Below are 22,760 nucleotides of genomic sequence, written 5' to 3'. Positions count from 1 at the left end.
ACGGCGAAGCCATCGTTCAGTGACGTTTCGCCGAAGAATCTTTCGAGTCGTCCCCGAACCCCAGCATCAACCACAGATCGTAGGCGTCGTCGACCTTGGTCTGCAGTTCCCGTTTGAGTTGTTCGAGCTTCAGTTGTCGGCCCTCCTGATCGTATACGGCATCGATCGTCACATGCGTCATCACCACGGTCACGCCTTCCAATCGAGTGGCGTCGGCAATCGGATCGATGTCGTACTGAATGTCGACCACCCGGCCCGTCAGATCGAAAAAGAACTCGTGCTCCTCCTTCACCATTCGCTCGTGGATGGAGGTGCCACCCCCCAGTTGGTCCAAGGTTTCCGCCCGCTTCACGATTTCGCGAATCAACCGTTCCTGTCGTTTGTTCACACCCAGGGACCAGTCCAGATCGAGGCAGAATTGGTCGCGGCTGTTCTCGCAAAAACTGCGGTGAAGGACGATGCCGTTTTCCACAAAGAGCCCGGCCATGCCGATTTTCCGGAAGGTCTTGGTTCCCATCAGACGGGCACAAACCAATTGGTCGCGGACGACCTGGGACAGGCTGACCACGTGCACCAGAAACCGGCTGAGCGATTCCTCGGTTTCGTCCACGTCCTCCAGCAGAAAATCACACACCTTGAGTGTCGTGATCTCACCGTTTTTGCAGGCATCGCGCAGGGTTTTTCGGCACAGGGGCTCCGAGGCCCCGAGGGTGAACGAACTCGAGACCAGCCACAGCAACAGGATGCATGGGCCAGAAAGGGCGAGACGAAAGCGAGATGAAGTCATCGGATCATTCCTCATCGGTTCGGCTTGATTGGCGGAAGAGGCTCGCGTCATTCTAGCCCGGCATGGGGCGCTTTGTCCCGGTTCATGTCAGAGGCAGGCCTTGTTGATGAACCTCATCGGCAGGTTGTCGCTGTATTCCTTTTCGAAACAGAGGCGAATACGGGCATCGGAAACACTCAATTCCGCGTGAACCAGACCGCCGTGGCTCATGCCGTCACTGACCACCTGAACCTGTCGCTTCTCCGGCTCCAGGATATCGAACAGGATGGTCGTGTCCTCGGGGAGAATGATGCTGCTCACCGGACAGGAGCGGGCGGCGGCCACGGGGGTCAACGAAATCACCGGCGCATTGATGGCGGTCATGGTTCCGGTGACGTTGTAACTGTAGGCGGTGGAACCCAAGGGGGTGGACACGATCACGCCGTCACACAGGACGGGGTTGATTTTCAAGGGGTAGCGAACCAGGGTGATGTTGACCTTGCAGGACTGCGGGGTCATGCGCTGGAGGTAGATATCGTTGAGGCCCACGCCTTCGTGGAGGTTGCCGCGCAGATCGGTGGCGCGCACCACCAACACCGGGAACTCCCATTGAATGAAGTGACCCCTGGCGATATTGCGGGCGTGCCGGGCCAAATCACCACGCGGGCTGTTCATCATGAAGCCCACGTTTCCGTAGTTCAAACCGAAAAACGGGATTTCGAGATGGCTGAGGCGTCCGGCGAAGTGAATCATGGTGCCGTCGCCACCCAGGACCAGAAACATATCGGTCCCCGGCTCCGGCTTGACGTACTCCACGGCGATACCGATCTGCGAATAGACTTCGATGCCCTGCGCCTCGAGGTGAGGCACGACCTCGTCCATCGCCTTTTGTATTTCGCGAGCCTTGGTCGGGTCTCGCGGATCGGCCAGAACGGCACACTTGCGAACGGGAAAACCACCAAACATGTCACCACGCCCCCTGATCAGAGCAAGCCAGAACGCTCGGCGAGACCGAGCCAGCAGCTTGACTTGTCCAGGCTGCTCCTTCAGGCGGCAGCATGAATCAGAAACCGGCCACGGGTTCGACACGAGTCGACGGCCTGAATGAGCGGTAATTACCCATTCTCATACAAGGTTTTAGGCCGAATCAAGACCAAAAGAGGCAGCGAGCGTCGAAGAGAGCCCCGCGGGCGAGGAGCTCGTCCCCGCTTTTCGATCGCCCTGCCACCGACCGGCCGGATCGATCGGGGCCTTTCCACCCGTCAAATTCGATAACTGCCCGACATCAACCCAGAAGACGGGTGACCATCGAGGCTCGGTTGGTGTAGTTCTCCGCTTGAGACCGATTGCCCTGGTCCCGGTAGAACTGAGCCAGGGCGTTCAGGGCCTTGGCCTCGCCGGGAAGGTGATCCGCCTTGCGGTAGGTTTCCAGGGCGTAGGACAGGAACTTGATGGCGTGTTGCTTGTTTTGAAGCTTGGCATGGACGTCGGCGAGGCGCAGAAAAAGCCGTGCCTGTGGTGAAGCCACCCCGGTTTTGTCCAGAAGGTTCAAGGCGAAGCAACCCTGCCCCAGGGCCAGTGCCCATTGGTTGCGCTTGATTTGGAGGTAGCAACGCACCGAACGGGCCATGCCCTCGACCTCGCGATAGTCATGGGTCTGGGCCAAATCCAAGGCGCGCTCGCCAAACCGTTCCGCCTCTTCTTCCTCGTCGTTGTCGATGGCGTGCTCGGCCAAACGGACGAGGGATTTGGCCTCGATGAACGAGTCGCCCAGTTCCCCAGCCAAGCGGTGCGCCTCCGAAAAGTGCGCGCGTGCCTCGGGGCCCTGATGCACCAGGCCCAGGTACATGTAGGCCTCGGGAATGTAGATGCGAATACCGCTGTCTTGCAGGATTCGAAGTCCCTGCAAAGCGTGCTCGCGCGCCTCCTGCACGTGGCCGACGCGGGAAAACACCAGCGCGGCCAGGCCCAGGGCTCGACCCCGCACCGATTGGCTCAAACGCCGCCGATGCTTGACGAACAGGTGTCCCAGCGCTTCCAGGGCGTCTCCCGTTTCACCGAGCTTGATCAGCGCACGCGCCTGCAACAACAGGCTGTCCTCATCGGGCAGGAGCAATTGTCCCAACTCGCCCTTGGTTTCCCGCCACAAGCCCTGACGGGAGAAGATCGCGGCCCGCAGGCGGTGAAATCCGCGATCCCAATCCGCGCCGTGCAGTTCGGCCGCGGCCTCGATCGCCTCCGAGAGATGCTTGTTGGCCTTGCCCGGCGATCCACCGAGCAGTGCGAACCATCCCCATTCCAGCGCCAACAGCGTTCGGCTCGAAGCCCTGTCGGTCGTGTCCCGCACCGCGCCGGCCTTTTCCAACAAAGACCTCGCCTCTTCGGAACGGCCCTGCCAATGGGCCAACCGCGCGCGCTCCAAGATGACGTTGCGTTCGAAGGTGGGTCCGAACTCCGAGGTGGTGGCTTGGTCGAGATGGGTTTCGGCATCTTTCAGGTGACCGTACTTGCGGATCATGCGGGCCAGCCGATTGTGGGCTTCGGCCTTGCGCCGTTTGGCCTGGGCCGACGTCAACTGACGTTCGGCCCGCAGTAGCGACGCCTCGGCACGCTCCGGCTCGAATCGGAAACAGGTGTCGAAACGGGTGTGATCGGAAAAACGAGCGGTGTAGCACACCTGTTGGTAAAACTCGGTGGCACCTTCGGACATTTGCTGTTCCACCCCTGGCGGCCAAAAAAGAAACCAGCGCTGGTGTTTGTCCAATGCATGGCGGGCACCGTGGTCCAGGTGCTCCATCAGGAGGGCCAATTCCTCGGCGATCAGGTCCGGCGCCTCGTCGAAGATCTCGTAGGGAAAGCCGCGCAACAGATAGGCTTGCGGTTTCTCGGCACCGGCATGGCCGTGCTCGGACTCGCCATCCGCATCGCCCTGTTGCGTCTCGTGTCGCAGGGCCTTGTGAAGCGGCGCATACCCGGAACTGGAATAATTGACGCGTCTCAGCAGGAAGTCGCCGGCGAGCTCCGTTCCCAGGTGTTGGACGACGGCCTCTTCCAACGCTTCCGTTTCGCAGGTGATGACGATGAGAAAGCCATCCGATTCTCGTTCGCTGACATGTTGAAGAAGGGTAGGGAATTGAAGCAAATCTCGATTGCGAAAGATAGGGGACTCGGTTTTCAAATTACCTTCCGAACAGGGGTCGACCAGGGAGCTTGCGAGGTATACGTGCCTTCCTCAAAACCCGCAGGGTCGGGCCAAATTTGATCGTGATAAGGTTAGATAGAATGATCGATGGATGTTTTAGTGGCTACATCGTTCATTCTATCACCACCACCGCCGCGAGGTATCCGATAGTTGCAGCCCGGTCATGCCGCGGGCCCGCTTCGCGGCATCGCTCATGGAGAGGGCTCCGAGACGAAGCGGACCCCCCAACAACCGGCTTTTCTGAATGAAAAACGCACACCGACAACGTTAAAGGAGAAAGCGGTCACCGTGTTCGAGGAGGAACCATGCCACGACAGCAGCCTTCGATCTTCAGGAAAATCTTGAAGTGGAGCCTCAAGGGAACCGGCCTCCTGGGTACCGCGGCCTTCGTCCTGCTGATCATCATGCTGAATTGTGCTGGGTTTTCCATGAAACAAGCCGAAATCGACGCCTTTTTCGAACGAGCCGGGTTGGATCCCCATTATCACCAGGCCGAATACGCCAACGGAAAGGTACATTGGGTTTCGGTCGGCGACCCGCAGGGCCAGCCGGTCATTTTCGTTCACGGTTCGCCGGGCAGTTGGGACGCGTTCATCGGGTTTTTGGGAGACCGCGAGCTCAGCCCTACGACTCATTTGATCTCGATGGATCGCCCCGGCTACGGCAAATCGGATCGGGGTCGCGCCACCCCGTCTTTGATTCATCAGGCGGCCGCACTGGCACCCATCCTGGACTCGAACCGTTCCGGCAAGCCGGCTATTTTGGTCGGGCATTCCTACGGCGGTCCCGTCATCGCCCGGGCAGCGATGGATTTTCCCGACAAAATCGGCGGCCTGATCATCCTCGCGGGCTCGATCGATCCCGAATTGGAAAAAACCAAGTGGTTTCAGGTTCCAGCGCAATGGAAGATCTTCACATGGATGATTCCCATCGATCTGCTGACGACCAATCGAGAGATTCTGCCCCTGAAGGACGAGCTGAACCGCATGCTGCCTCTCTGGTCGTCGATCGAAGTTCCCGTCACCGTCATTCAAGGCCTGACCGACGAACTGGTCCCACCCGGCAACGCGGATTTCGCCGAACGCGTGCTCTCGCGAGCGCCGCTGGAAGTGGTCCGCTTACCCGAACAGGGGCATTTCATCCCATGGCAACGCCAGGATGCGGTACGAGCGGCCATTCGCGGGCATCTTCAGCGTTTTCAGGATCGAAACATCGAACGTTCCGACTCCGGTGCCGTCTCGCCCGTGAGGGATTGATCCGGATCCCAAACACCGGCATCGCGAAACCGAATCGGGCACCCTCCCTGGCCCGAAAGAGGTCTTCTCCCTCTCGGCGCGTTGGACTGCCTGGTTCCACACCATTCGGGTCATTGAGCTTTTGATCCTGGTCACACTTTTTGTGGCCGAGCGCTCCGTTCACGAATCTACCGGAAGCGGGGCGCATCTCAAAACCGAACATCTGGCGGGAATGCATTCCCCATCCCGAACAGGTTATTCAGGACGCAAGACACATGGTTTCCCCGACACAAAGGGCAAAATCACTTAACCAGTTTAAACACTGATATATACAAACTTGGCACTGCGGTTGCTTTAGGCAATCCCCGTCAGAACGAATACTTAGGGATTGTACAAGGAGTTCCACCATGACCAATTATGCGTATATCGAGTGCCCCATCGCAGGTGAGTCCCCCGACGCTGGCTTCGAAGGCCAAATCCGTGTTCACGAAATGAGCGTCAGCTCCGCACTGCCCGTTTCCGAACTGGACAACAACATCAAGGGCCGTCGTACCCGTCAGCCTTTCGTCTTCCGCTCCGAAACCGGCAAGCACACGCCCGGCTTCTACCAGCACCTGTTCAACAACCTGGAAATGGCCGACCTGACCGTCCACATGGTGAAGCCCGACATCAAGGGCGACCAGTTCGAATACTTCACCATCAAGTTCAAGGAGCTGAAGGTCGTCAAAGTGGGCACCTTCAAGTCCCACGTTCACGCTCCGGACTCCCAGAACTACGTGGATGAAGACGAAATCGCCATGGTCTACGGTGAAGTTACCTACTGCTACAACGAAGACGGCATCGAAGTAATGGATCGTCACGACAACAAGTAATCGAATAACCGATTCCTCACCGAATCGCACAGAGTTCATTCATGTAAGGCAAGCCGGTCCTTCTCAAAGCGACGCGTTATGTGTCTCCCGGTTTAAAAAAGAAATCATATGTTCCACAGGCTCCCTTGACGGGAGCCTTTTTTATTTGGCGCATCGCCAAACGTGCGAAAAAAACCTGTTCGTTCCAAACTTTTGGGTAAACTCTGGAATTATGGAATCCCGTTGAAGGAAAACTGTACGATCCATCCGGAGGGCGAATGACGCGTGTCGATGAACGCGGGGTGGTGCTTCCAGACCCGATCGATCCCGACGAGTACTGCAAAAATTGCGGGAAAAAAGTGGAGGTCCTGTACTGTACCCACTGCGGTCAACATATCGGCGACTTCCGGCTGTCGTTAGGCAAGCTGATCATGGATTTCCTGGGCGACTATTTCACGTTCGATTCCAAGCTGTTGCGAAGTATCAAGCCCCTCTTTTTCCAGCCCGGCTTTTTGACCAAGGCCTTCATGGAAGGCAAACGCGTTCCCTACATTCCGCCTTTGCGCATGTACCTGTTCTGCAGCATCGTTTTCTTCCTCTCGCTGACGGTGGACAACGATCCGGAAGTGAAAGAAGCCCCGACCGTTCCCCACGAGCTGTACCTCCTTCTGGAAAACGAACAGGTTCCCCTGGATGTCCGAGTGGCCCTGGGCAATTATGCCGCGGACCTGGAAATGGAGGTCGCCTCCGAGGAATTCATGGAGATCAAACGGGAGCTTGGGTTGGCCTCGGAAACGTCGATGCACGCCGAAGGTTCGAATTCGGGAACGGGAGTGCCGCAAGGAGACCCTCCGGCATTGCATACGAAAACGTTGTTCGCGGTGGAACAGAGTCGCCTCGATGGTCTCGATTCGAAACAAAAGACGCGTTGGTATCGGGCCATCAGCAATTACAAGAACACCGCAGAAAGTGTGAAAGAACTGCGAGCGGGCGAATCGAACCGCGAAATCAATTTCAGGATCAAAGGGGATCGGCTCTCGGAAGACTCGGCCTTCGGCCATTATGTCAATCAGAAGCTGGAGGAACGTGAAAAGCGGCTTGCCGAAATCGACCCCGACGCCATGGACACCTTGCTGGGGAACAAGATCATGGGCCTCCTGCCCAAGCTTTTGTTCCTGTTGATGCCGCTGTTTGCGTTCTACTTGAAACTGATCTACATTCGGCGCGATCCGCTGTACATCGACCACGTCATTTTTGCCTTCCACTACCATGCCTTCCTGTTCTCTTTTTATTCGTTGATGGTATGGAGCTTCTGGTTGATCGACAGCGGCTGGTGGACCGGATTGTGTTTTCTGGGTGGCTTCACGGCAAGTGCCGTCTATCTTTTTCTCGCGCTGCAATACGTCTACCAACAGGCCTATTGGAAAACGTTCCTCAAATTCGGCTTGCTGGCCGCAGTTTATCTCTTGAGCCTGTTGATCGTATTGATCGCGGCCCTGTCGATCGCGTTAATCGCCATTTGAACGCAAAAAAGCCGCCCGGCAACCGAGGTCGCCGAGCGGCTTTTATTGAAACGTGGGTGATGATCGATCAGTGGCGATTGACGCCCATGTCCAAGCGCGGATCGGAAATGACCATGATCGGACGCTTGTACAACCAGCCCGCGTAGAGCAAGCCGAACACGCCGAGGAATCCGAGCGCCACGGCGGCATCCGCCATCAGGATGGAAACCGCGTTGCCCAAGGGCTCACCGAGAGTTTCACCGTTGGGGCCAAAAGGATTCTCGGACCAGTACTTGCCTTCGTTGCGGTTGAAGTACATGGAGGCGGGAGCGATCAGAATGAAACGCTCCAACCACACGGCACCCAAGCTCAACAGGGCCAGGGGGCCGAAGGTCTTGGGCGACATCTTGATCTGCTTGCTGAGACCGATGATGAACGGAATCAGGAACACCCCGGCAAACACGCAGAGCGAGAGCGGACGCCAGACCGGGTCGTAGAAGCGGGTCAGGAGGTAACCGGTTTCATGGCCCAGGTTGCCGTACCAAATGACGAGCCATTGGGCGAAGAACAGGTATCCCCATACGACCGTGAACCCGAAGGTCAGCTTGCCGAGATCGTGGTATACCGGCTTGGAGATGTAGTGGTCGACACCGAAGCGGGTGCTCATCAGGTAGCTGATGATGACCATCGAACTCCAACCCGTCAGGATCGCGGTGGTGAAGTTCCAACCGCCGAACATCGCCGAGAACCAGCGGAAGTCCAGCGACATGATCAGGTCGTAGGCCAGCATGGATACACAGACCGGGAAGGCGATGCAGTAGAACACGGCCCATTTGCTTTGTTTTGCCTGGCAGGATTCGATTTCGGAAGCCGCACCCTTCCAGCCGGAAACACCGGACCAGAGCTGCGGGTTCTTCTCGTGGGCCAAACCCTGATCGGGTCGCGTCGACCACTTGAGGAAGACTTTCGAAACGACGATCAGCGCACCGACCCAAACGAGCTGGCGCACGAACCAGAAATTCTTTTCCAGCCAGATGTGCTTGTTGTGATAGTGGTGAAGCGCTTCCTTGTCGGCATCCCATTCATAGAGATGCTCTACGCCGAGGTAGAGAACCAGGATGCAGACGAACGCGAACGGCAGAAAAGCGCCGGTCGCTTCGGCGAAGCGTTTGATGGTACGTCCCCAATGCGATCGGGTGACTTGCATGATGGCGGCCGTCACCACACCCGCGGCGGAGAGCAGAGTGAAAAAATATGTATTGTGAAGGAACGCGATCCAACCCAGGCGCTCCTTGCCTTGGATGCCGAAGGCGAGGACGCCGAAGACTCCGAACCCAACAAGGATCATCAGGATGAAGATGGCCTTCGTCGTGGAGCTCAGCTTGGCTGGTCCCTTTGCGCTGACGACGTCAACATAATCGGAATGATGATGATGCACTGCACTAACCTCTTCTACTGTTGATCTACCTTGTTGGCGATGGACCGAATGTAGTTCACTACATGCCACCGTTCTTCCGGACTCAGGTGGTAGGAAACCCGTTTCATGATGGCTGAACCGTGAGTCATGGTGGCGAAGTTTTCTTCATCGGAACGAAGCTTGATCAAATTGATGTCCGCACCGGGCATGCCGGTAAACTCGGCACCTTCGCGGTAGAAGGACTTCCCACCGCGTTGGACCGGAGACTTGGCGGCGGGATCGGGGCTCATTTCGGTGCCGTGACAAGTCCAGCAATAGGTCTCGTACAGCTCCTTGCCCGTGGCGATCGATGCTTCGGTGGCGGCGACCGGATTCTTAAAGTCGGTGTACTTGTCGGGCGCGGTCATCAGCTCGATCTTGGTGGGCGTCGGTTCCCACTGACCCACGGACACGCTGCCCTCCGCGGGATCTCGCAAACCATCGTCCTCGAAGGGCTTGATGATGTGCTGCTCGCTCATGTCGATCCAGGGCCACCAGGCGTAGGGTCGATTGTACCCGGCGATGAGCGCGGTGCAGCAAAGCGCCACGGTCAGAAGCAGCAGCAGTTTCCTGTTAAGCATGCTTCACCTCCTCTGCCCCGTGGTCGGTGAGTTCCTTGGTCATGGCCTCGTACTCACTGCGGGTGCAGGGAATGAAAATGCCGAACTTGTCGTCGGTGAACCGATCGTCATACAACGTCTTGCGCTTGGTGAAAAGCTTGGCGTTGAGAACGATCCCCAACAGGGTGAACAGCGCGCCGAACAGAATCGTCAGCTCGAACGCAACCACGGTGAAGGCCACGGGTGACACGATCGGCTTGCCGGAGGTGGGCAGAATCCATTCCAGCGATCCGAAGGACGTGAACAGGTAGCCGAAGGAACAACCGGTCAGGCCGCCCAACAGGGTGAACCGCCGAACCGGGCTCACGGGTTCGTCGAGCGCGTGGTCCAAATCGTGGTGGGGACAAGGCGAATGCACCTTGATGTCATCGCGGCCCCGGGACTTGAAGTGTTTGATGGCATCGATCAGGGTATCCATGTGGGAGTAGATACCCAGTACGCCGGGTGTGCTCTCGATACTCATTACGCGGCCTCCTTACCGTGCGCCGAATGGCCTTTGCCGGAATGCGGCGGATCGGCAATTTCTTTCATCTCGGTGAGCGCCAGCGAGGGGAAGAACTTGATGAAGAGGAAGAACCACATGAAGAACCAGCAGAAGGATCCCAAGGTGATTCCCATCTCGACCCAGCTCGGCACGTACCAGCCCCAGGAGTAGGGATCGAATTCCTGCGCGAGGGAGCTGACGATGATGTTGAAGCGCTCGAACCACATACCGATGTTGACGAAAATCGTGATCACCCACAGCGCCTTGAGGTTGGTCCGGATTCCCCGGAACCACAGCAGCAGCGGAATCACACAGTTGCAGCCGAACATCAGCATGAAGGGCAGTTGGTACTTACCGAAGGCGCGCTCGTAGAAGATGAACATCTCGAACGGGTCGTCGCTGTACCAGGCGATGAAATACTCGGTGAGGTAGGAGTAGGTCACGATGGAGCCGGTCAGCATGACCAGGCGTGACATCATGTCGAAGTGCCAGGTGGTCAGGTACTTCTCCAACTTGAAGATCGACCGGAACGGGATCAGGATGGTCATAACCATCGCCATCCCGGAGAATACGGCACCGGCGACGAAGTAGGGCGCGAACAGGGTCGAGTGCCAACCGGGCACGATCGATACCGCGAAGTCCCAACTTACGACCGAGTGAACCGAGAGAACCAGCGGCGTGGCCAGTGCGGCGAAGAAGCCGTAACCGGCCATGTAGTGGCGCCATTGGTGGTTGGAGTTGTCGAAGCCCAGCGACATGAAGGTGTAAATGGTTTTGCGCATGCCGCGCGCTTTGTCGCGGATGGCCGCCACGTCGGGGATCAGGCCGATGCAGAAAAAGATGGCCGAGACCGAGAAGTAGGTGTTGATGGCGAATACGTCCCACAGCAGCGGCGAGCGGAAGTTCACCCACAACTCGCGCTGGTTGGGATAGGGAATCAACCACCAGGCGACCCAAACACGGCCGACGTGAATCAACGGGAATAATGCCGCGGTCAAAACCGCGAAGATGGTCATGGCTTCCGCACTGCGGAAGATGGCGTTGCGCCACTTGGCGCGGAACAGGAACAAGATCGCCGAAATCAAGGTACCCGCGTGACCGATACCGACCCAGAATACGAAGTCGGTGATGTATACACCCCAACCTACCGGGTGGTTGAGGCCGGCGACGCCCATACCTTCCTTGATTTGGTACATCCAAGCCACGATCCCGAAGGCCAGGCCACCCATGATCAGGGCGATCATGATCCAGTACGGCAGGCCGGGCTTTTCCAGGGTGCGCAGGATGTCCTTGGTTATCTCGTCATAGCGAAAATTGATTTCATGTTGTTTAACGTCCACTTTTACTCACCCTCTCCGATCACGCGTGACCTTTGTCGAATACCGTGCGCTTCAGGTAGGAAACACCCGGTTTGGTATAGAGGTGGGAATCCAGGGCACGATAGGCGCGTTGGTCGTGGGCCAGGTGATGAACCTCGCTCGACTCGTCCATATAGTTGCCGAAGGAAATGGCACCGGTGGCGCAAACCTGCTGACACGCGGTTTGTACTTCGCCGTCGCGGATTTCGCGACCCTCGTCTTTGGCCTTGTTGCGGGCATCGCGGAAGCGGTGCACGCAGAAGGTACACTTCTCCATCACCCCTTTGTGGCGAACCGTTACATCGGGGTTGGTGTACCACTTGGCATCCTCGTCCCAATCGAAGGTGAACCAGTTGAAACGACGCACCTTGTAGGAACAGTTGTTGGCGCAGTAACGCGTGCCGACACACCGGTTGTAGACCATCGCGTTGAGACCTTCCTTGTTGTGGTAGGTCGCCAACGAGGGGCAAACGGATTCACAGGGTGCGTTGCCGCACTGCTGACACATCATGGGGAGGAAGTAGGCCTTCACCTCGGTGTGGTCCTCCTCCTCGGTATAGGAGAGGTACCGGTTGATGCGCAACCAGGCCATTTCGCGACCCTTGGCTACCTGATCCTTACCCACGACGGGCAGGTTGTTTTCCGCGTAGCAGGCGGTGACGCAGGAACCACACCCGGTACATTTGTCCAGGTCGATGGCCATTTCCCACTTGTAGGGGTCGTAGAAGGTTTCGGAACGACCCACGACCAGCGGATCTTCGGAGCGGTCGTAGTAGAAGTTCTTGTCTTGGTGCTCGGGGAAGGCGACCTTTTTGTTGAGCGGGCCGTGGTGCCCACCGCCGTGGTGACCGTCACCATGACCGCTCAATTCGCTGATACCCACGGTTTGGAACAGATCGCGCGTGAAGCGCGAATCGGTTTTGTCGGTACCGGTGAGCGGGGTGTTGAGCTGGTCGCCGAGACCCGGAATGTGCAGGGTGGCGAGCTTGGTGCGGCCGCCGGTTTTGTTCAGGGTCACGTTCGCGGGTTCGAACGCGAAGCGTCCGCCGTCGTTGACTTCACCGGTGAACATCGAGAAGGCGTTGACGCCGCGGCAGTAGCGCTCGTCGATGCCTTCGCGGCCCATTCCGGTTTCGAAGTAGACCACGCCGTCGGGGCAGGTATCGGAAAGCATGACCGGCAGCGTCACCTCGACGCCGTTGACCGAGAAGCTCACCTCGTCACCGATCTGCCAACCGGCCGAAGTCCCGTAGGTGCGGTTGACTTCCAGGAAGGAATCCCAGGTCACGCCGTTCATGGGGTCGGGCAGTTCCTGCATCCATCCGCGCGGTGCGGCCTGGCCGTCACCGTGACGTGCGGAGGACAGCACGATCAGCTTGGTCCCCTTGCTGCCCATGGGCTGAACGTTGGCGAACACGTCACCGCCGAGATCGCCGGACAAGGGCAGGTTCTCGCCGGATTCAGCCATTTCGAAGCGACCGCCCTTTTTCAGGGAGTAGCGCCAGAAGGCTTCCTGGTCGGCGGACCCGGACGCGAATCGTCCGAACCAGCTCGCCTTGAGGTATTCGCGGTAATTTTCCTGGGCCACGATGCCGGGGGCCGCCTGGGCGAGGATCTGAATCAAGTGATCCTCGGCCTGCATCATGTCCCAGCGCGGGCGCATGACCGGCTGCTGCAGCATGTCGAGACCGGCGTAGGGGTTGACCTCGCCCCAGGCTTCCAAATCGTGCAGATTGGGAATTACCAGGTCGGCGAGCGCCACCGTTTCGTCCATGGTGTCGGCGAAGGCGATCTTGAAGCCCGCTTTGCCGACGGCATCCTTGAACTTCAATTTGGGCGACAACGAGTAGGCCGGGTTGGGCCCACCGCGAAGGATCAGGACATCCACCGCGCCGTTGTTGAGCTGGGTGACCAGATCGACGATGTCGCGGTGGGAGATCACGTCTTTCGCCGGCTTGGCGGCACTGTAGTTGAAGTGCTTGCCGATGCCGCCGAGACACTTGTTGATCAACAGAACCGCGATGTGATGCGCCTGGGACTGATGACCGAGCACCGTGGTTTCCGCCGGCAGGACCACCGGGGACTTGGCGTGCTTGAGCTCGTCGATCAAGGTCCGGAGTTTGGCGACTTTGATGCCGCAGGTCTTGGCGGCGTCGTCCAAACTGGCCGAAGCGACCAGGCCGGCCACGGTCGATTGCTCTTCGGCCGTGAGTGCCGAAGAACCGGCGGCCAACTCTTTCAGGAGTGCCAGGGCCAGTACCGTTTCGGTTCCGGGCTTGCACAGCAGCAGACTGTCGGCCGCGGCGCCGGTGACGGAGGTGCGGGGCTCGACCTGAACGTGTCTGCCGCGCTTCCCGTGATCCAGCTCTTTCATTTTGGCCCAGTTGCGCTCGTGGGCATTGCCATCACCCCAATCATCCAGGAAGCGCGCCCCCAGAGAGAGGATCATGTCGGTGCCCGCGAGATTGATGTAGGGCACAGCGTTTTGGCCGAACACCTTGTTGGAAGCCCCGGCCCATTCGCCGCTGTGAAAGGCTTCGTAGCGGACCAGGGATCCGCTGCCCATCTGGGACACGAAGGTGGTCCAGAGATCGGCGAGCGATCCGCCGATGGGGCCGGTCAGTGCGCTGATGTTCTTGCCTTTGTTGGCGTTCATTTGCTCGGTCAGGATCTCCGCCGCCCGAGCCCGCGTGATCGGCTTGCCCTTGTACAGGGGCTTGCGAATGCGGTCGGGAGAGTAGAGACCTTGCATGACCGACTGCTGGCGGGCACTCAGGCTACCGCGGTTGATCGGATGCTCGGGGTTCCCTTCGGTTTTCACCGCCCGGCCGTTGATGGTTTTGATCCATAATCCCACACCGTTCGATTCGGAGGTCGTAGTGGCGTAGTAGCGAGGCACGTAGGGAACCTCACCGGCTATCGGGTCCACCCAGGGCTTCCACTTTTCGTCAAAGCCTTCCTCGTAATCGGTGGGCGAAAGATCGCAGCTCAAGGTGGCTGCGCCGACTCCACCCAGGCCCATCAGCCCGAGGAAGTCTCTTCTGTTAATCTTATTCGCCATGAAATACCTCACTTACTTGTGGCAGGTCAAACAGTCTACCGAGGCGCCTTTATCCAAATTGTCGCGGTGACAATTCACACACCATCCCATGGTCAGCGGCGCATGGCGGTACAGGACCTCCATTTGCTCCACCGGGCCGTGGCAGGTTTGGCACTCGAAGCCGGCTTTGATGTGACGGGAGTGGTCGAAGTAAACAAAATCGGGCAGGTCGTGAACCTTGACCCATTCAATGGCTTGCTTGTCTTCGTAAGCCTTGACCACGTCCTTGATTGCATCCCGATCGCGCCCGATCAACGTATGGCATTGCATACACTGCTCGAGTGCGGGGATCCCGGCCGACCGTGAACGACGGGCGTAAGTGTGGCAAAACTGACAGGGAATTTCCAAATCCCCTGCATGCAACTTATGACTATAGTCAATCGGTTGCTCGGGAGCGTAAGCACCGATGGGTATTTCCACCGTTGCCGCCGCCTCTTTGGCTTCCTTGCCCTGACCCATCACGGAGATCCCGACCAGGGCACAGACAGTCGCCAAAAAAGCGATGACACTCACAAACTTTGTCGTGTTTTTCATCGAAATATCACCCAACTGTTCCAATTAGTTCCGTTCTGTTCTCTCCAGACATGCGGCAAGCGACTCTTGGGGGAACGCGTCTAACGGTCGGCGTGTTCGAATCGCTTTTCGTTAATACCGGGCATGTTCTGTCCCTATCCCGGTTCGATACTGCTTGCGAGGTTGCGACCTTGTAAGCCAAACCTGGAGAATGAAACCCCATACTGAACTCACGAACGGCCACATTTTAGATAAAAGCAGGCAAAGATTCCAGGTAAGAATTGCTTTTGAAGCGGGAAACGCCCAAAAAAAGGGCTGCTTTGGCCCACAGGGCCCAGTGCTCACGCCGCAGCGCGTCTAAAGCCGAAGCGAGTTTTCCGGGAAGGCCGACCGAACCAACCGAAACCGAACACCTCCTTCCCACACCTTTCGGGAAGGGCCCCGAATGGGCTTCGGAAAGGGGGAACCGTGCCGCCGACGTTCCGGCGCTTCGTGTGGCGAGTCCGAGCCGAGCCCACCTTGGTCGGAACAGGCGGCGCCAAAAACAACCGCGGCCGGGTCCCGAAACGCGTGTTCGAGACCCGGCCGTGGCGGGAACCTTAGATTCGGGACCGGCTCATTCCACCGTCACGCTCTTGGCGAGGTTGCGCGGCTTGTCGATTTCGGTACCGCGGAAACGAGCGCAGTAATAGGCAAACAACTGCAAGGGAATCACGGAGAGGATCGGTTGCAGCAGCTCGTGGGTCTCCGGGACCCGGAAAATATCGTCGGCCACCTTCTCGGCCTGGGCGTCACCCGTGTAGGTGATCGCGAAAACCGGCCCGCTGCGGGCGCGAATTTCCTGGATATTGTTGATCATCTTGTCGTAACTGGCGTCGTTGGAGAGCAATGCGATAGTCGGGAAGTTCTCGTCGATCAGCGAGATCGGTCCGTGTTTCATTTCCCCCGCGGCATATCCCTCGGCGTGGATGTAGGAGATTTCCTTCAGCTTGAGGGCGCCTTCCAGCGCCACCGCCGTGTGCATCTGGCGTCCGATAAAAAGGCAATTGGGGTATTTCTGGTAGGTCTTGGCCAGTTCCTCGAGCTGGCTGGCCTGAGCCAGAATGTCGCTGATCTGGTCGGGCAGGTTCTGCAGGGCCTTGATGACCGCCACGCCCTCGTTGAGCGATACCGATTGGTAGCGCCCGATCAAGAGCGCCATGAGGTTGAGTATCACCAATTGGGACACGAAGATCTTGGTGGAGGCCACCCCGATTTCGGGCCCGGCGTGACAGTAGACGCCGCAATCGGTCTCCCGCGCGATGGTCGAGCCGACCACGTTGACCAGGCCAATCGTCAAGGCTCCCTTGCGGCGCGCCTCGCGAATCGCGGCCAGGGTATCGATGGTCTCACCCGACTGGCTGATGGCCAGAACCGCGGTGGTTTCGTCCAGGCGTAGACGGCGATAGCGGAACTCCGAGGCCAACTCCACCTCGATGTTCAAATCGGTCAGGTTTTCGAAAATGTAGCGTCCGATCAGACCCGCGTGGTAGCTGGTGCCACAGGACACGATGATCAGTTTGCGCAGGTTTTTGATCTCTTCCATCTTGGACTGCAGGCCACCAAGCACCGATACGCCCTCGGACACGATCATGCGGCCGCGGCAGGCGTTGCGCACGGTTTCCGGTTGATCGTAGATCTCCTTGAGCATGAAATGCGGAAAACCCTTGAGACCCTCGTCCTCGACCTTCCAATCGATTTGCAGCGTTTCCCGCTGAATCGGTTTGTGATCGAAGGAAAGCATTTGATATTCGCCGGGGGTCAACACCGCCAATTCGTTGTCTTCCATGTAGATGACCTGGTCGGTGTACTGGACCAGAGCGGAAACGTCGCTGGCGACGAACATCTCGTCCTTGCCCACGCCGATGATGACGGGGCTGCCGCGGCGGGCGGCAACGATTTTCATGGGATCGGCGCTGGAGACGGCCGCGATCCCGAAGGTGCCTTCCAAATGCTTGAGGGCATCCTCGACCGCCGTTTCCAAATTGGTCTCGAAAAATTTGGCGATCAACTGCACGATGACTTCGGTATCGGTTTCGGTGCGGAAATGAACCCCTTCCGCTTCCAATTGCGTGCGTAACTTTTCGTGGTTTTCGATAATGCCGTTGTGCGCCACGTAAAACTGCTGGGTATCGTCCGTGTGGGGGTGGGCGTTGGCTTCGGTCGGCTTTCCGTGTGTGGCCCAGCGAGTGTGCGCAATGCCGCAGGGCATCGAGAGATCCAATCCTTTGACCAGTTTGTCCAAGTTCTGCACGCGTCCCACGACTCGGTAGCGCCGCGCGCCGGTCTTGTTCACGGTGACCAAACCGGCAGAGTCGTATCCGCGATATTCCAGGCGCTTCAGCCCGTTCAACAATATGGGCGCCGCCTTACGACCGCCGACATATCCAATAATGCCACACATAATCCCTAACCCTCACTTTCCGTTCCGCGGGCGCGCCGGTGTTCCGTTCGAACGAAGGGAACCTCCGCAGCAAAACCGGCGCAAGCCTTCACGGGCGCTGCGAAAAACGCCTTCACATTCAAGGTGGCGGATAACGACCGGAGCCTCTTTCAAGAAAAAGCAAAACGCAAAAATGCGAGCGGGCCCGGCCATCTACCACCCCTGTTTTTCACCCCGATCATAGGTGAAAGACGACGTTTTTCAAAGATATTTTCGTGCGTCGCCAGACGCGACACATTCGGAGCTGAGCAAACATCATGCCCGTCCCCACCGTTGGTATCCTCACCCAAATCTGCTATGCTCAGTCCTTTACCCAATCTTTTCGGACTCGGCCAGGTTCCCGCCACGGTTTCCCGCCTCCTCGGCACCGAACCACCCTCGTCAAACCGGCCGCATCCACTGCTTTTCCTCGCTGTTCCGCCAAGCATAAGTCGTGCTTCCCACATCGCCTCCAAGGGTGGCGACTCGCGTGGATGGGTTCCCACGCGGGATGGCCCACGAGGCCTTGGCTTCGGCGGGCATCGTTTCAAAAAAACCACGGTCCTCCGCATAAATGATTCAAGAACTACACGGTTGACAATCAGGGACGGCTCGCCGGATTTCGAGCCTTCCCATCCAGAAGCCACCACTTCGCCACCCAAGTCTTCACCCATCCATCACGCCATTCTGTGATTTTCATTTTTATAACGGAGAGTTATCCATGAGCCAATCTTCCCCAGGCAAACTCGCACTCCATTGGCAAATCTTCATTGCGATGGTCATCGGCCTCATCGTGGGCGTGCTGCTTCGCTTCGGCCTCAGTGAGACCGCACGCGATTCCGGCACGGTGGCCATGGTGGTCGGTATCCTGGAAGGTGCCGGGCGGCTCTTTATCAGCCTGCTTAGAATGGTCATCGTGCCGCTGGTCGGATCGTCGATCATCGTAGGTGTCGCCAGTATTGGTGACGGCAAAAATTTAGGTCGCATGGGCCTCAAAACCTTTCTGTTCTACACCCTGACCAGCCTGCTGGCGATCACCGGCGGCCTGTTGCTCAGCAATTTGATCGCGCCTGGCCAAGGTGTCACGATGAACACCGAGGCGGGGCCCGTCTTTTCTCCCGACGATCTGCAGAAACCCGGCTCTCCGCTGGAAATCCTGTTCCGGATGATCCCGGAAAACCCGGTCCAAGCCCTGGCCGAGATGGACATGTTGGGAATCATCTTCTTTTGCATCCTGTTCGGTATCACCTTGACCCATATGCAGGAAGACCACCGCGATCGCATCCTGAATATCGTGGATTCGGTTTTCCAGATCATGATGAAAATGACAGGGGCCATCATCAGCCTCGCCCCCTACGGTGTCTGCGGTCTCGTCTTCCGGGCCGTATACCGCATCGAAGATCCCAGCCTTTTCTACGCGATCGCCAAATACATGGTCACCATCGCGACGGGATTGACCATCCACATGTTCATCGTATTACCGCTGCTCCTGTGGCTCCTGACCAAGAAGAGCCCGTTGAACCAGTTCCGCCACATGACCAACGCCTTGTTGACCGCCTTCTCCACCAGCTCCAGTTCCGCGACTCTGCCAATCACCATGGAATGTGTCGAAGAAAACGCGGGCGTTTCCAACAGGGTGAGCAGTTTCGTCCTGCCACTGGGCGCGACGGTGAACATGGACGGAACCGCCCTCTACGAATGCGCTGGGGTTCTCTTCATCGCCCAGGTAATGGGCGTCGATCTCAGCTTCGGCCAACAAATGCTGGTCGTGGTCACCGCCCTGCTGGCCTCGATCGGCGCCGCCGGTATTCCCTCGGCGGGTCTGGTCATGATCTTCATCGTGCTGGAGGCGGTCGGTTTGACCGGAGATCAGGTGGGCGTCATCGTGGGAACCATGTTGGCGGTCGATCGTCCGCTCGACATGTTCCGAACCGCCACGAACGTGTTCAGCGATTCGGTGGGCACGGTCATCATCGCCCACTCGGAGGGCGAAGTCACCAATTGAAGTCCGTGGCGGTCGCCGGTTCTCCCTTGCCAACCACCCTGGTTACAGCCCCTTGCCCAGGGGCCTCGGAGCCATCTTCGGAAGCGGAAACCGGCCCTACCTTTTTCGGCTATAATGGCGCTGGCTTTTACCCCTCGACGGCCTGCCCGCAAGCGACGGGCGGTCCGGATCCAGCCACCAAATACTTGCGATACGAGGCTCCCATGGAAATCGAGAAATACGACATCGAAGGTCCTCTTCTGCTCAAACCCAAGGTTTTCAGAGACCACCGCGGCTTCTTCATGGAGGCCTACAACAAGCGGGTTTTCGAGGAGCTGGGAATCATCAGCGATTTCGTTCAGGATAATCATTCGAAATCGGTGAAACACACCTTGCGCGGCCTGCACTATCAGGTCAATCGTTGGCAAGCCAAACTGGTTCGCGTGATCCAGGGGGAAATCTGGGATGTGGCCGTCGACATTCGCCCCAACTCGCCGACCTACGGCAAGAGCGTATGCGCCACGCTCACGTGTGCCAATCAGCACCAGTTCTACATTCCGGTCGGATTTGCGCACGGGTTCCAGGTTGTCAGTGAAACCGCCGAAGTCATCTACAAGTGCTCCGATTTCTGGTCGCCGGAAGACGAGCGCGGCGTGCTTTGGTCCGATCCACAGTTGGGACTCAACTGGCCCAATCCGGATTCACCCATTTTGAGTGACAAGGACTTGAAGCACCCCGAATTCAAGAATTTGCGCTTGGATTGATCGCCAAAGAACCCTTTCACTCGCCCGCGAACGGGCCAAGAGCCAAACTTTAGGCCGGACCTGGCACAAGAAGCCGGATTCAGATTTCGGATTCGGCATTTCTCCAAGTGCGACGGTCCACGCTACCGCGACCATTCGATGAGGGAATGTTTTTCCTTGAACGATGATTCGCGTTCAGCCGCCGAGGAGGAATCGATGCGCGTAGAAATCATGACTACCGGAGAGGAAGTCCTGTCGGGCCAAATCGTAGACAGCAATGCGGCCTGGATCAGTCAAATCCTGAGCGATCAGGGCTTGGAAACAGCCAGATGCTACACCATCGGCGATCGGCTCGAAGAACTGACCGAGGTCATGGATCAACGGGCACGGGAAGCGGATCTCATCATCGTCAACGGCGGGCTGGGCCCCACCGACGACGATTTCTCGGCACAGGCCGCGGCACGGGCGCTTGGCGAACCCCTCGTGGAGTTTTCCGAGTGGGTCGAAGCGCTGAGGCACAAGTTCACCCGATCCGGCCGCGAGCTGACGGCGCGAAACCTGAAACAGGCCATGCTGCCGCGTTCGGCGACCATGCTCGACAACCCTCGTGGAACGGCCTGTGGTTTCGTCATTCGACTGCACCGTGCCTGGCTCTACTTCACGCCAGGGCCGCCCAACGAAATGCGCAAAATGATGCGCGACGAAGTCATGCCGCACCTTCGCGCCCATGCCGATCTTCCGCCGTCCGCGTTCATCAAGAAAATGACCTGTTTCGGTCTTGGCGAATCGCGGATCAACGATCTCGTCGCCGAGATTCCCCTTCCCGAGGGAACGCGCTTGGGATTCAGGGCCCATTTCCCCTACACCGAAATCAAGATCATGGGATTCGGCGACGAGACACGAGCGCGCGTGGACCAGGTCGCCGAGGGCATGCGCGGGGTGCTTGGCGCCAACCTGCTTTTCGAGGACGACCAATCCCTTGCCGGCTGTATCCAGGAGGCCATGATCGATCGTGGGCTCAGCCTTGCCTTAGCCGAATCCTGCACGGGCGGCATGGTGGCCGCTTCGCTCGTCGAGGTCCCAGGCAGCTCGGCCTATTTTCATCGCGGCTACGTGACCTACACCAACGCCTCGAAAGTCGATATGATCGGGGTCCCCAACGCACTGATCGAATCCCACGGCGCGGTTTCGCTGGAAGTCGCGCGCGAAATGGCGCTCGGCGCCCAAAAACACGCTGGTACCAGTCACGCGGTCGCCATTTCGGGTATCGCGGGACCCGACGGCGGCACGGATAGCAAACCCGTCGGCACCGTCGCCTTCGCATTGGCACATCCTCAGGGCCATCATGCCTGTGTCATGGCATTACCAAATTGGGGCCGCGCCAAAATCAGACTGGGTGCGACCACGATCGCCCTGGATATGCTGCGCCGTCACCTGCTCGGTAAGCCGGTCTATCCCAGCTACGATTACGCCAAAGTGACCCGCAGCGAGGATCGATAGTCCTCACTTCGGCATCGAACGATATGCCGCGCGGATTGCTTCAAACAAAAAAAGCCTTCGCCGTTTCCAGCGAAGGCTTTTTTGTAAGAGCGGAGGGTAGAGGAATCGAACCTCGCGGCTTTAGACCGCCCACGGATTTCGAGTCCGCTTTGACGCCTTGTCGGTACCCTCCATATTTGGAACCCGCCGATTCGGCGAATCGCGAAATCACATATTACACCATGGCGCCTCGATCCCCCAAGCCCCAGATTGACGTTTTTGACGAGCCACCTCGCGCCGGTGATGAGCGAACCTCGCGACACACCGATCGGAAACCCACAAAACATCATTATTCATAACAGCTTATCCTGAAAAGCCAGAGTAGGATTCGAACCTACACCACAAGGCTTCAGAGGCCTGTATCCTGCCGTTGGACCACCTGGCTGAGGTCTCTTCATGACGCCTCCACCTCAAAGTGTGAATCCGCGGCTCCGGTGAGACACCGCAGCCGCGGATCGGTTTTAGTCATCGAAGTCTCGAATCAGTAGTGGATCCTCAACCTCGAATTTGAAACCTCAGGAGTCTCAAAAAAACCTTACAAATCACGGATCACCTCCTTTTGGCAAAGTCCCGATTCCTTTCGGGTCGGGTTTTCGAAAGAGGAAGGTGCAGGGGTCGAACCTGCGACGGACCATGCCGTACTCTCGGGTAGCATCCGAGTGCCTTGCCGCTCGGCCAACCTTCCAGAAGAAACCTTCGACGAATCCAGCTTCGCGAACGATCGAGATCGTTCACCACCGAGTCCGCGAATAAATGGGAGTGGTAGGAGTCGAACCTACGGTGTTTCTCACGTCATGGGTTTACAGCCCATTGCCATCGCCACTAGGCACACACTCCCGGGACGCACGAGCCCGCTCCCTCGAAAGAACTCTCGTGCGGAATAGGGGGCAAAAATCCGGCTCTACGGCGTTTCCGACCGTGGGCGCAATCGGAATGATTGCACCCA

General features: G+C 58.1%; 16 protein-coding genes and 3 tRNA genes. 6 read left to right on the top strand and 13 right to left on the bottom strand.

Translation table 11 applies throughout. The annotated features are described in order from the left end of the window. Positions 1-16 precede the first annotated feature (16 nt). From J3U87_RS16155 to J3U87_RS16145, 3 genes are all read right to left on the bottom strand, one after another. Entirely contained in the window at positions 17-787 is a 771-nt protein-coding gene (locus J3U87_RS16155; RefSeq protein WP_237384087.1) for a hypothetical protein, read from the bottom strand. 87 nt (positions 788-874) lie between these two features. Beyond that, positions 875-1,732, bottom strand: a complete 858-nt coding sequence (locus tag J3U87_RS16150; protein WP_237384086.1) for an NAD(+)/NADH kinase — start codon at positions 1,730-1,732, stop codon at positions 875-877. A 319-nt stretch (positions 1,733-2,051) separates the two neighbouring features. Continuing rightward, positions 2,052-3,944 (bottom strand): hypothetical protein, encoded by a 1,893-nt coding sequence (locus J3U87_RS16145; RefSeq protein ID WP_237384085.1) that lies wholly within the window; start codon positions 3,942-3,944, stop codon positions 2,052-2,054. 329 nt (positions 3,945-4,273) lie between these two features. Here J3U87_RS16145 and J3U87_RS16140 point away from each other — a divergent pair, with 329 nt between their 5' ends. The 3 genes from J3U87_RS16140 (at position 4,274) to J3U87_RS16130 (ending at position 7,577) form a co-directional block, all read left to right on the top strand. Continuing rightward, positions 4,274-5,224: an alpha/beta fold hydrolase gene (locus J3U87_RS16140; protein ID WP_237384084.1), complete on the top strand. Its 951-nt coding sequence runs from the start codon at positions 4,274-4,276 to the stop codon at positions 5,222-5,224. Positions 5,225-5,610: 386 nt separating this feature from the next. Then, the gene (gene tssD, locus J3U87_RS16135; RefSeq protein ID WP_237384083.1) at positions 5,611-6,075 is read left to right on the top strand and encodes a type VI secretion system tube protein TssD; all 465 of its coding nucleotides are present in this window, start codon (positions 5,611-5,613) and stop codon (positions 6,073-6,075) included. A gap of 257 nt (positions 6,076-6,332) precedes the next feature. Continuing rightward, a complete protein-coding gene (locus tag J3U87_RS16130; protein WP_237384082.1) occupies positions 6,333-7,577 on the top strand; it encodes a DUF3667 domain-containing protein in 1,245 nt (414 codons plus the stop codon). 67 nt (positions 7,578-7,644) lie between these two features. Here the strand turns inward: J3U87_RS16130 and J3U87_RS16125 are convergent, their stop codons facing one another. The 7 genes from J3U87_RS16125 to glmS all read right to left on the bottom strand — a co-directional run bounded on the left by J3U87_RS16125 (position 7,645) and on the right by glmS (position 17,530). Continuing rightward, positions 7,645-8,994, bottom strand: coding sequence for a hypothetical protein (locus tag J3U87_RS16125; protein ID WP_237384081.1), 1,350 nt, complete (start codon positions 8,992-8,994; stop codon positions 7,645-7,647). Positions 8,995-9,008: 14 nt separating this feature from the next. Further along, positions 9,009-9,593: a c-type cytochrome gene (locus tag J3U87_RS16120; protein WP_237384080.1), complete on the bottom strand. Its 585-nt coding sequence runs from the start codon at positions 9,591-9,593 to the stop codon at positions 9,009-9,011. Next, complete coding sequence (locus J3U87_RS16115) at positions 9,586-10,095, bottom strand: DUF3341 domain-containing protein (protein ID WP_237384079.1); 510 nt, start codon at positions 10,093-10,095, stop codon at positions 9,586-9,588. The genes J3U87_RS16120 and J3U87_RS16115 overlap by 8 nt, the downstream gene beginning before the upstream one ends. Then, a complete protein-coding gene (gene nrfD, locus J3U87_RS16110; protein WP_237384078.1) occupies positions 10,095-11,456 on the bottom strand; it encodes an NrfD/PsrC family molybdoenzyme membrane anchor subunit in 1,362 nt (453 codons plus the stop codon). The genes J3U87_RS16115 and nrfD overlap by 1 nt, the downstream gene beginning before the upstream one ends. Before the next feature lie 19 nt (positions 11,457-11,475). Next, positions 11,476-14,535, bottom strand: a complete 3,060-nt coding sequence (locus J3U87_RS16105; RefSeq protein ID WP_237384077.1) for a 4Fe-4S dicluster domain-containing protein — start codon at positions 14,533-14,535, stop codon at positions 11,476-11,478. Between the two features lie 12 nt (positions 14,536-14,547). Then, the gene (locus J3U87_RS16100) at positions 14,548-15,132 is read right to left on the bottom strand and encodes a cytochrome c3 family protein (RefSeq protein ID WP_237384076.1); all 585 of its coding nucleotides are present in this window, start codon (positions 15,130-15,132) and stop codon (positions 14,548-14,550) included. 571 nt (positions 15,133-15,703) lie between these two features. Beyond that, positions 15,704-17,530, bottom strand: a complete 1,827-nt coding sequence (gene glmS, locus J3U87_RS16095; RefSeq protein ID WP_237384075.1) for a glutamine--fructose-6-phosphate transaminase (isomerizing) — start codon at positions 17,528-17,530, stop codon at positions 15,704-15,706. Positions 17,531-18,269: 739 nt separating this feature from the next. Here glmS and J3U87_RS16090 point away from each other — a divergent pair. The 3 genes from J3U87_RS16090 to J3U87_RS16080 all read left to right on the top strand — a co-directional run bounded on the left by J3U87_RS16090 (position 18,270) and on the right by J3U87_RS16080 (position 21,775). Beyond that, the gene (locus tag J3U87_RS16090; protein WP_237384074.1) at positions 18,270-19,553 is read left to right on the top strand and encodes a dicarboxylate/amino acid:cation symporter; all 1,284 of its coding nucleotides are present in this window, start codon (positions 18,270-18,272) and stop codon (positions 19,551-19,553) included. Between the two features lie 203 nt (positions 19,554-19,756). Continuing rightward, positions 19,757-20,296 carry a dTDP-4-dehydrorhamnose 3,5-epimerase gene (rfbC, locus tag J3U87_RS16085; RefSeq protein ID WP_237384073.1) on the top strand — a complete coding sequence of 180 codons (540 nt, stop codon included), beginning with the start codon at positions 19,757-19,759 and terminating at the stop codon, positions 20,294-20,296. 195 nt (positions 20,297-20,491) lie between these two features. Beyond that, positions 20,492-21,775: a CinA family nicotinamide mononucleotide deamidase-related protein gene (locus J3U87_RS16080; protein WP_237384072.1), complete on the top strand. Its 1,284-nt coding sequence runs from the start codon at positions 20,492-20,494 to the stop codon at positions 21,773-21,775. Positions 21,776-22,127: 352 nt separating this feature from the next. Here J3U87_RS16080 and J3U87_RS16075 read toward each other — a convergent pair. The 3 genes from J3U87_RS16075 to J3U87_RS16065 form a co-directional block, all read right to left on the bottom strand. Continuing rightward, positions 22,128-22,199: transfer RNA gene (locus J3U87_RS16075), tRNA-Gln, on the bottom strand. Positions 22,200-22,414: 215 nt separating this feature from the next. Then, positions 22,415-22,499 (bottom strand) — tRNA-Ser (locus J3U87_RS16070). Between the two features lie 69 nt (positions 22,500-22,568). Further along, positions 22,569-22,652: transfer RNA gene (locus J3U87_RS16065), tRNA-Tyr, on the bottom strand. Between the last annotated feature and the right edge of the window lie 108 nt (positions 22,653-22,760).

It is taken from the genome of Sulfidibacter corallicola (assembly GCF_017498545.1).
Lineage (GTDB): Bacteria > Acidobacteriota > Holophagae > Acanthopleuribacterales > Acanthopleuribacteraceae > Sulfidibacter > Sulfidibacter corallicola.
This window is presented reverse-complemented; position numbering and strand designations above follow the sequence as displayed.

What these genes read in the sequence shown, in the direction of transcription:
- tssD (WP_237384083.1), top strand. Translation starts at nt 5,611, where the DNA reads ATGACCAATTATGCGTATATCGAGTGCCCCATCGCAGGTGAGTCCCCC.
- J3U87_RS16105 (WP_237384077.1), bottom strand. Translation starts at nt 14,535, where the DNA reads ATGGCGAATAAGATTAACAGAAGAGACTTCCTCGGGCTGATGGGCCTG.
- J3U87_RS16130 (WP_237384082.1), top strand. Translation starts at nt 6,333, where the DNA reads ATGACGCGTGTCGATGAACGCGGGGTGGTGCTTCCAGACCCGATCGAT.
- J3U87_RS16155 (WP_237384087.1), bottom strand. Translation starts at nt 787, where the DNA reads ATGACTTCATCTCGCTTTCGTCTCGCCCTTTCTGGCCCATGCATCCTG.
- J3U87_RS16090 (WP_237384074.1), top strand. Translation starts at nt 18,270, where the DNA reads ATGAGCCAATCTTCCCCAGGCAAACTCGCACTCCATTGGCAAATCTTC.
- rfbC (WP_237384073.1), top strand. Translation starts at nt 19,757, where the DNA reads ATGGAAATCGAGAAATACGACATCGAAGGTCCTCTTCTGCTCAAACCC.
- J3U87_RS16150 (WP_237384086.1), bottom strand. Translation starts at nt 1,732, where the DNA reads ATGTTTGGTGGTTTTCCCGTTCGCAAGTGTGCCGTTCTGGCCGATCCG.
- J3U87_RS16080 (WP_237384072.1), top strand. Translation starts at nt 20,492, where the DNA reads ATGCGCGTAGAAATCATGACTACCGGAGAGGAAGTCCTGTCGGGCCAA.
- J3U87_RS16115 (WP_237384079.1), bottom strand. Translation starts at nt 10,095, where the DNA reads ATGAGTATCGAGAGCACACCCGGCGTACTGGGTATCTACTCCCACATG.
- J3U87_RS16140 (WP_237384084.1), top strand. Translation starts at nt 4,274, where the DNA reads ATGCCACGACAGCAGCCTTCGATCTTCAGGAAAATCTTGAAGTGGAGC.
- glmS (WP_237384075.1), bottom strand. Translation starts at nt 17,530, where the DNA reads ATGTGTGGCATTATTGGATATGTCGGCGGTCGTAAGGCGGCGCCCATA.
- J3U87_RS16120 (WP_237384080.1), bottom strand. Translation starts at nt 9,593, where the DNA reads ATGCTTAACAGGAAACTGCTGCTGCTTCTGACCGTGGCGCTTTGCTGC.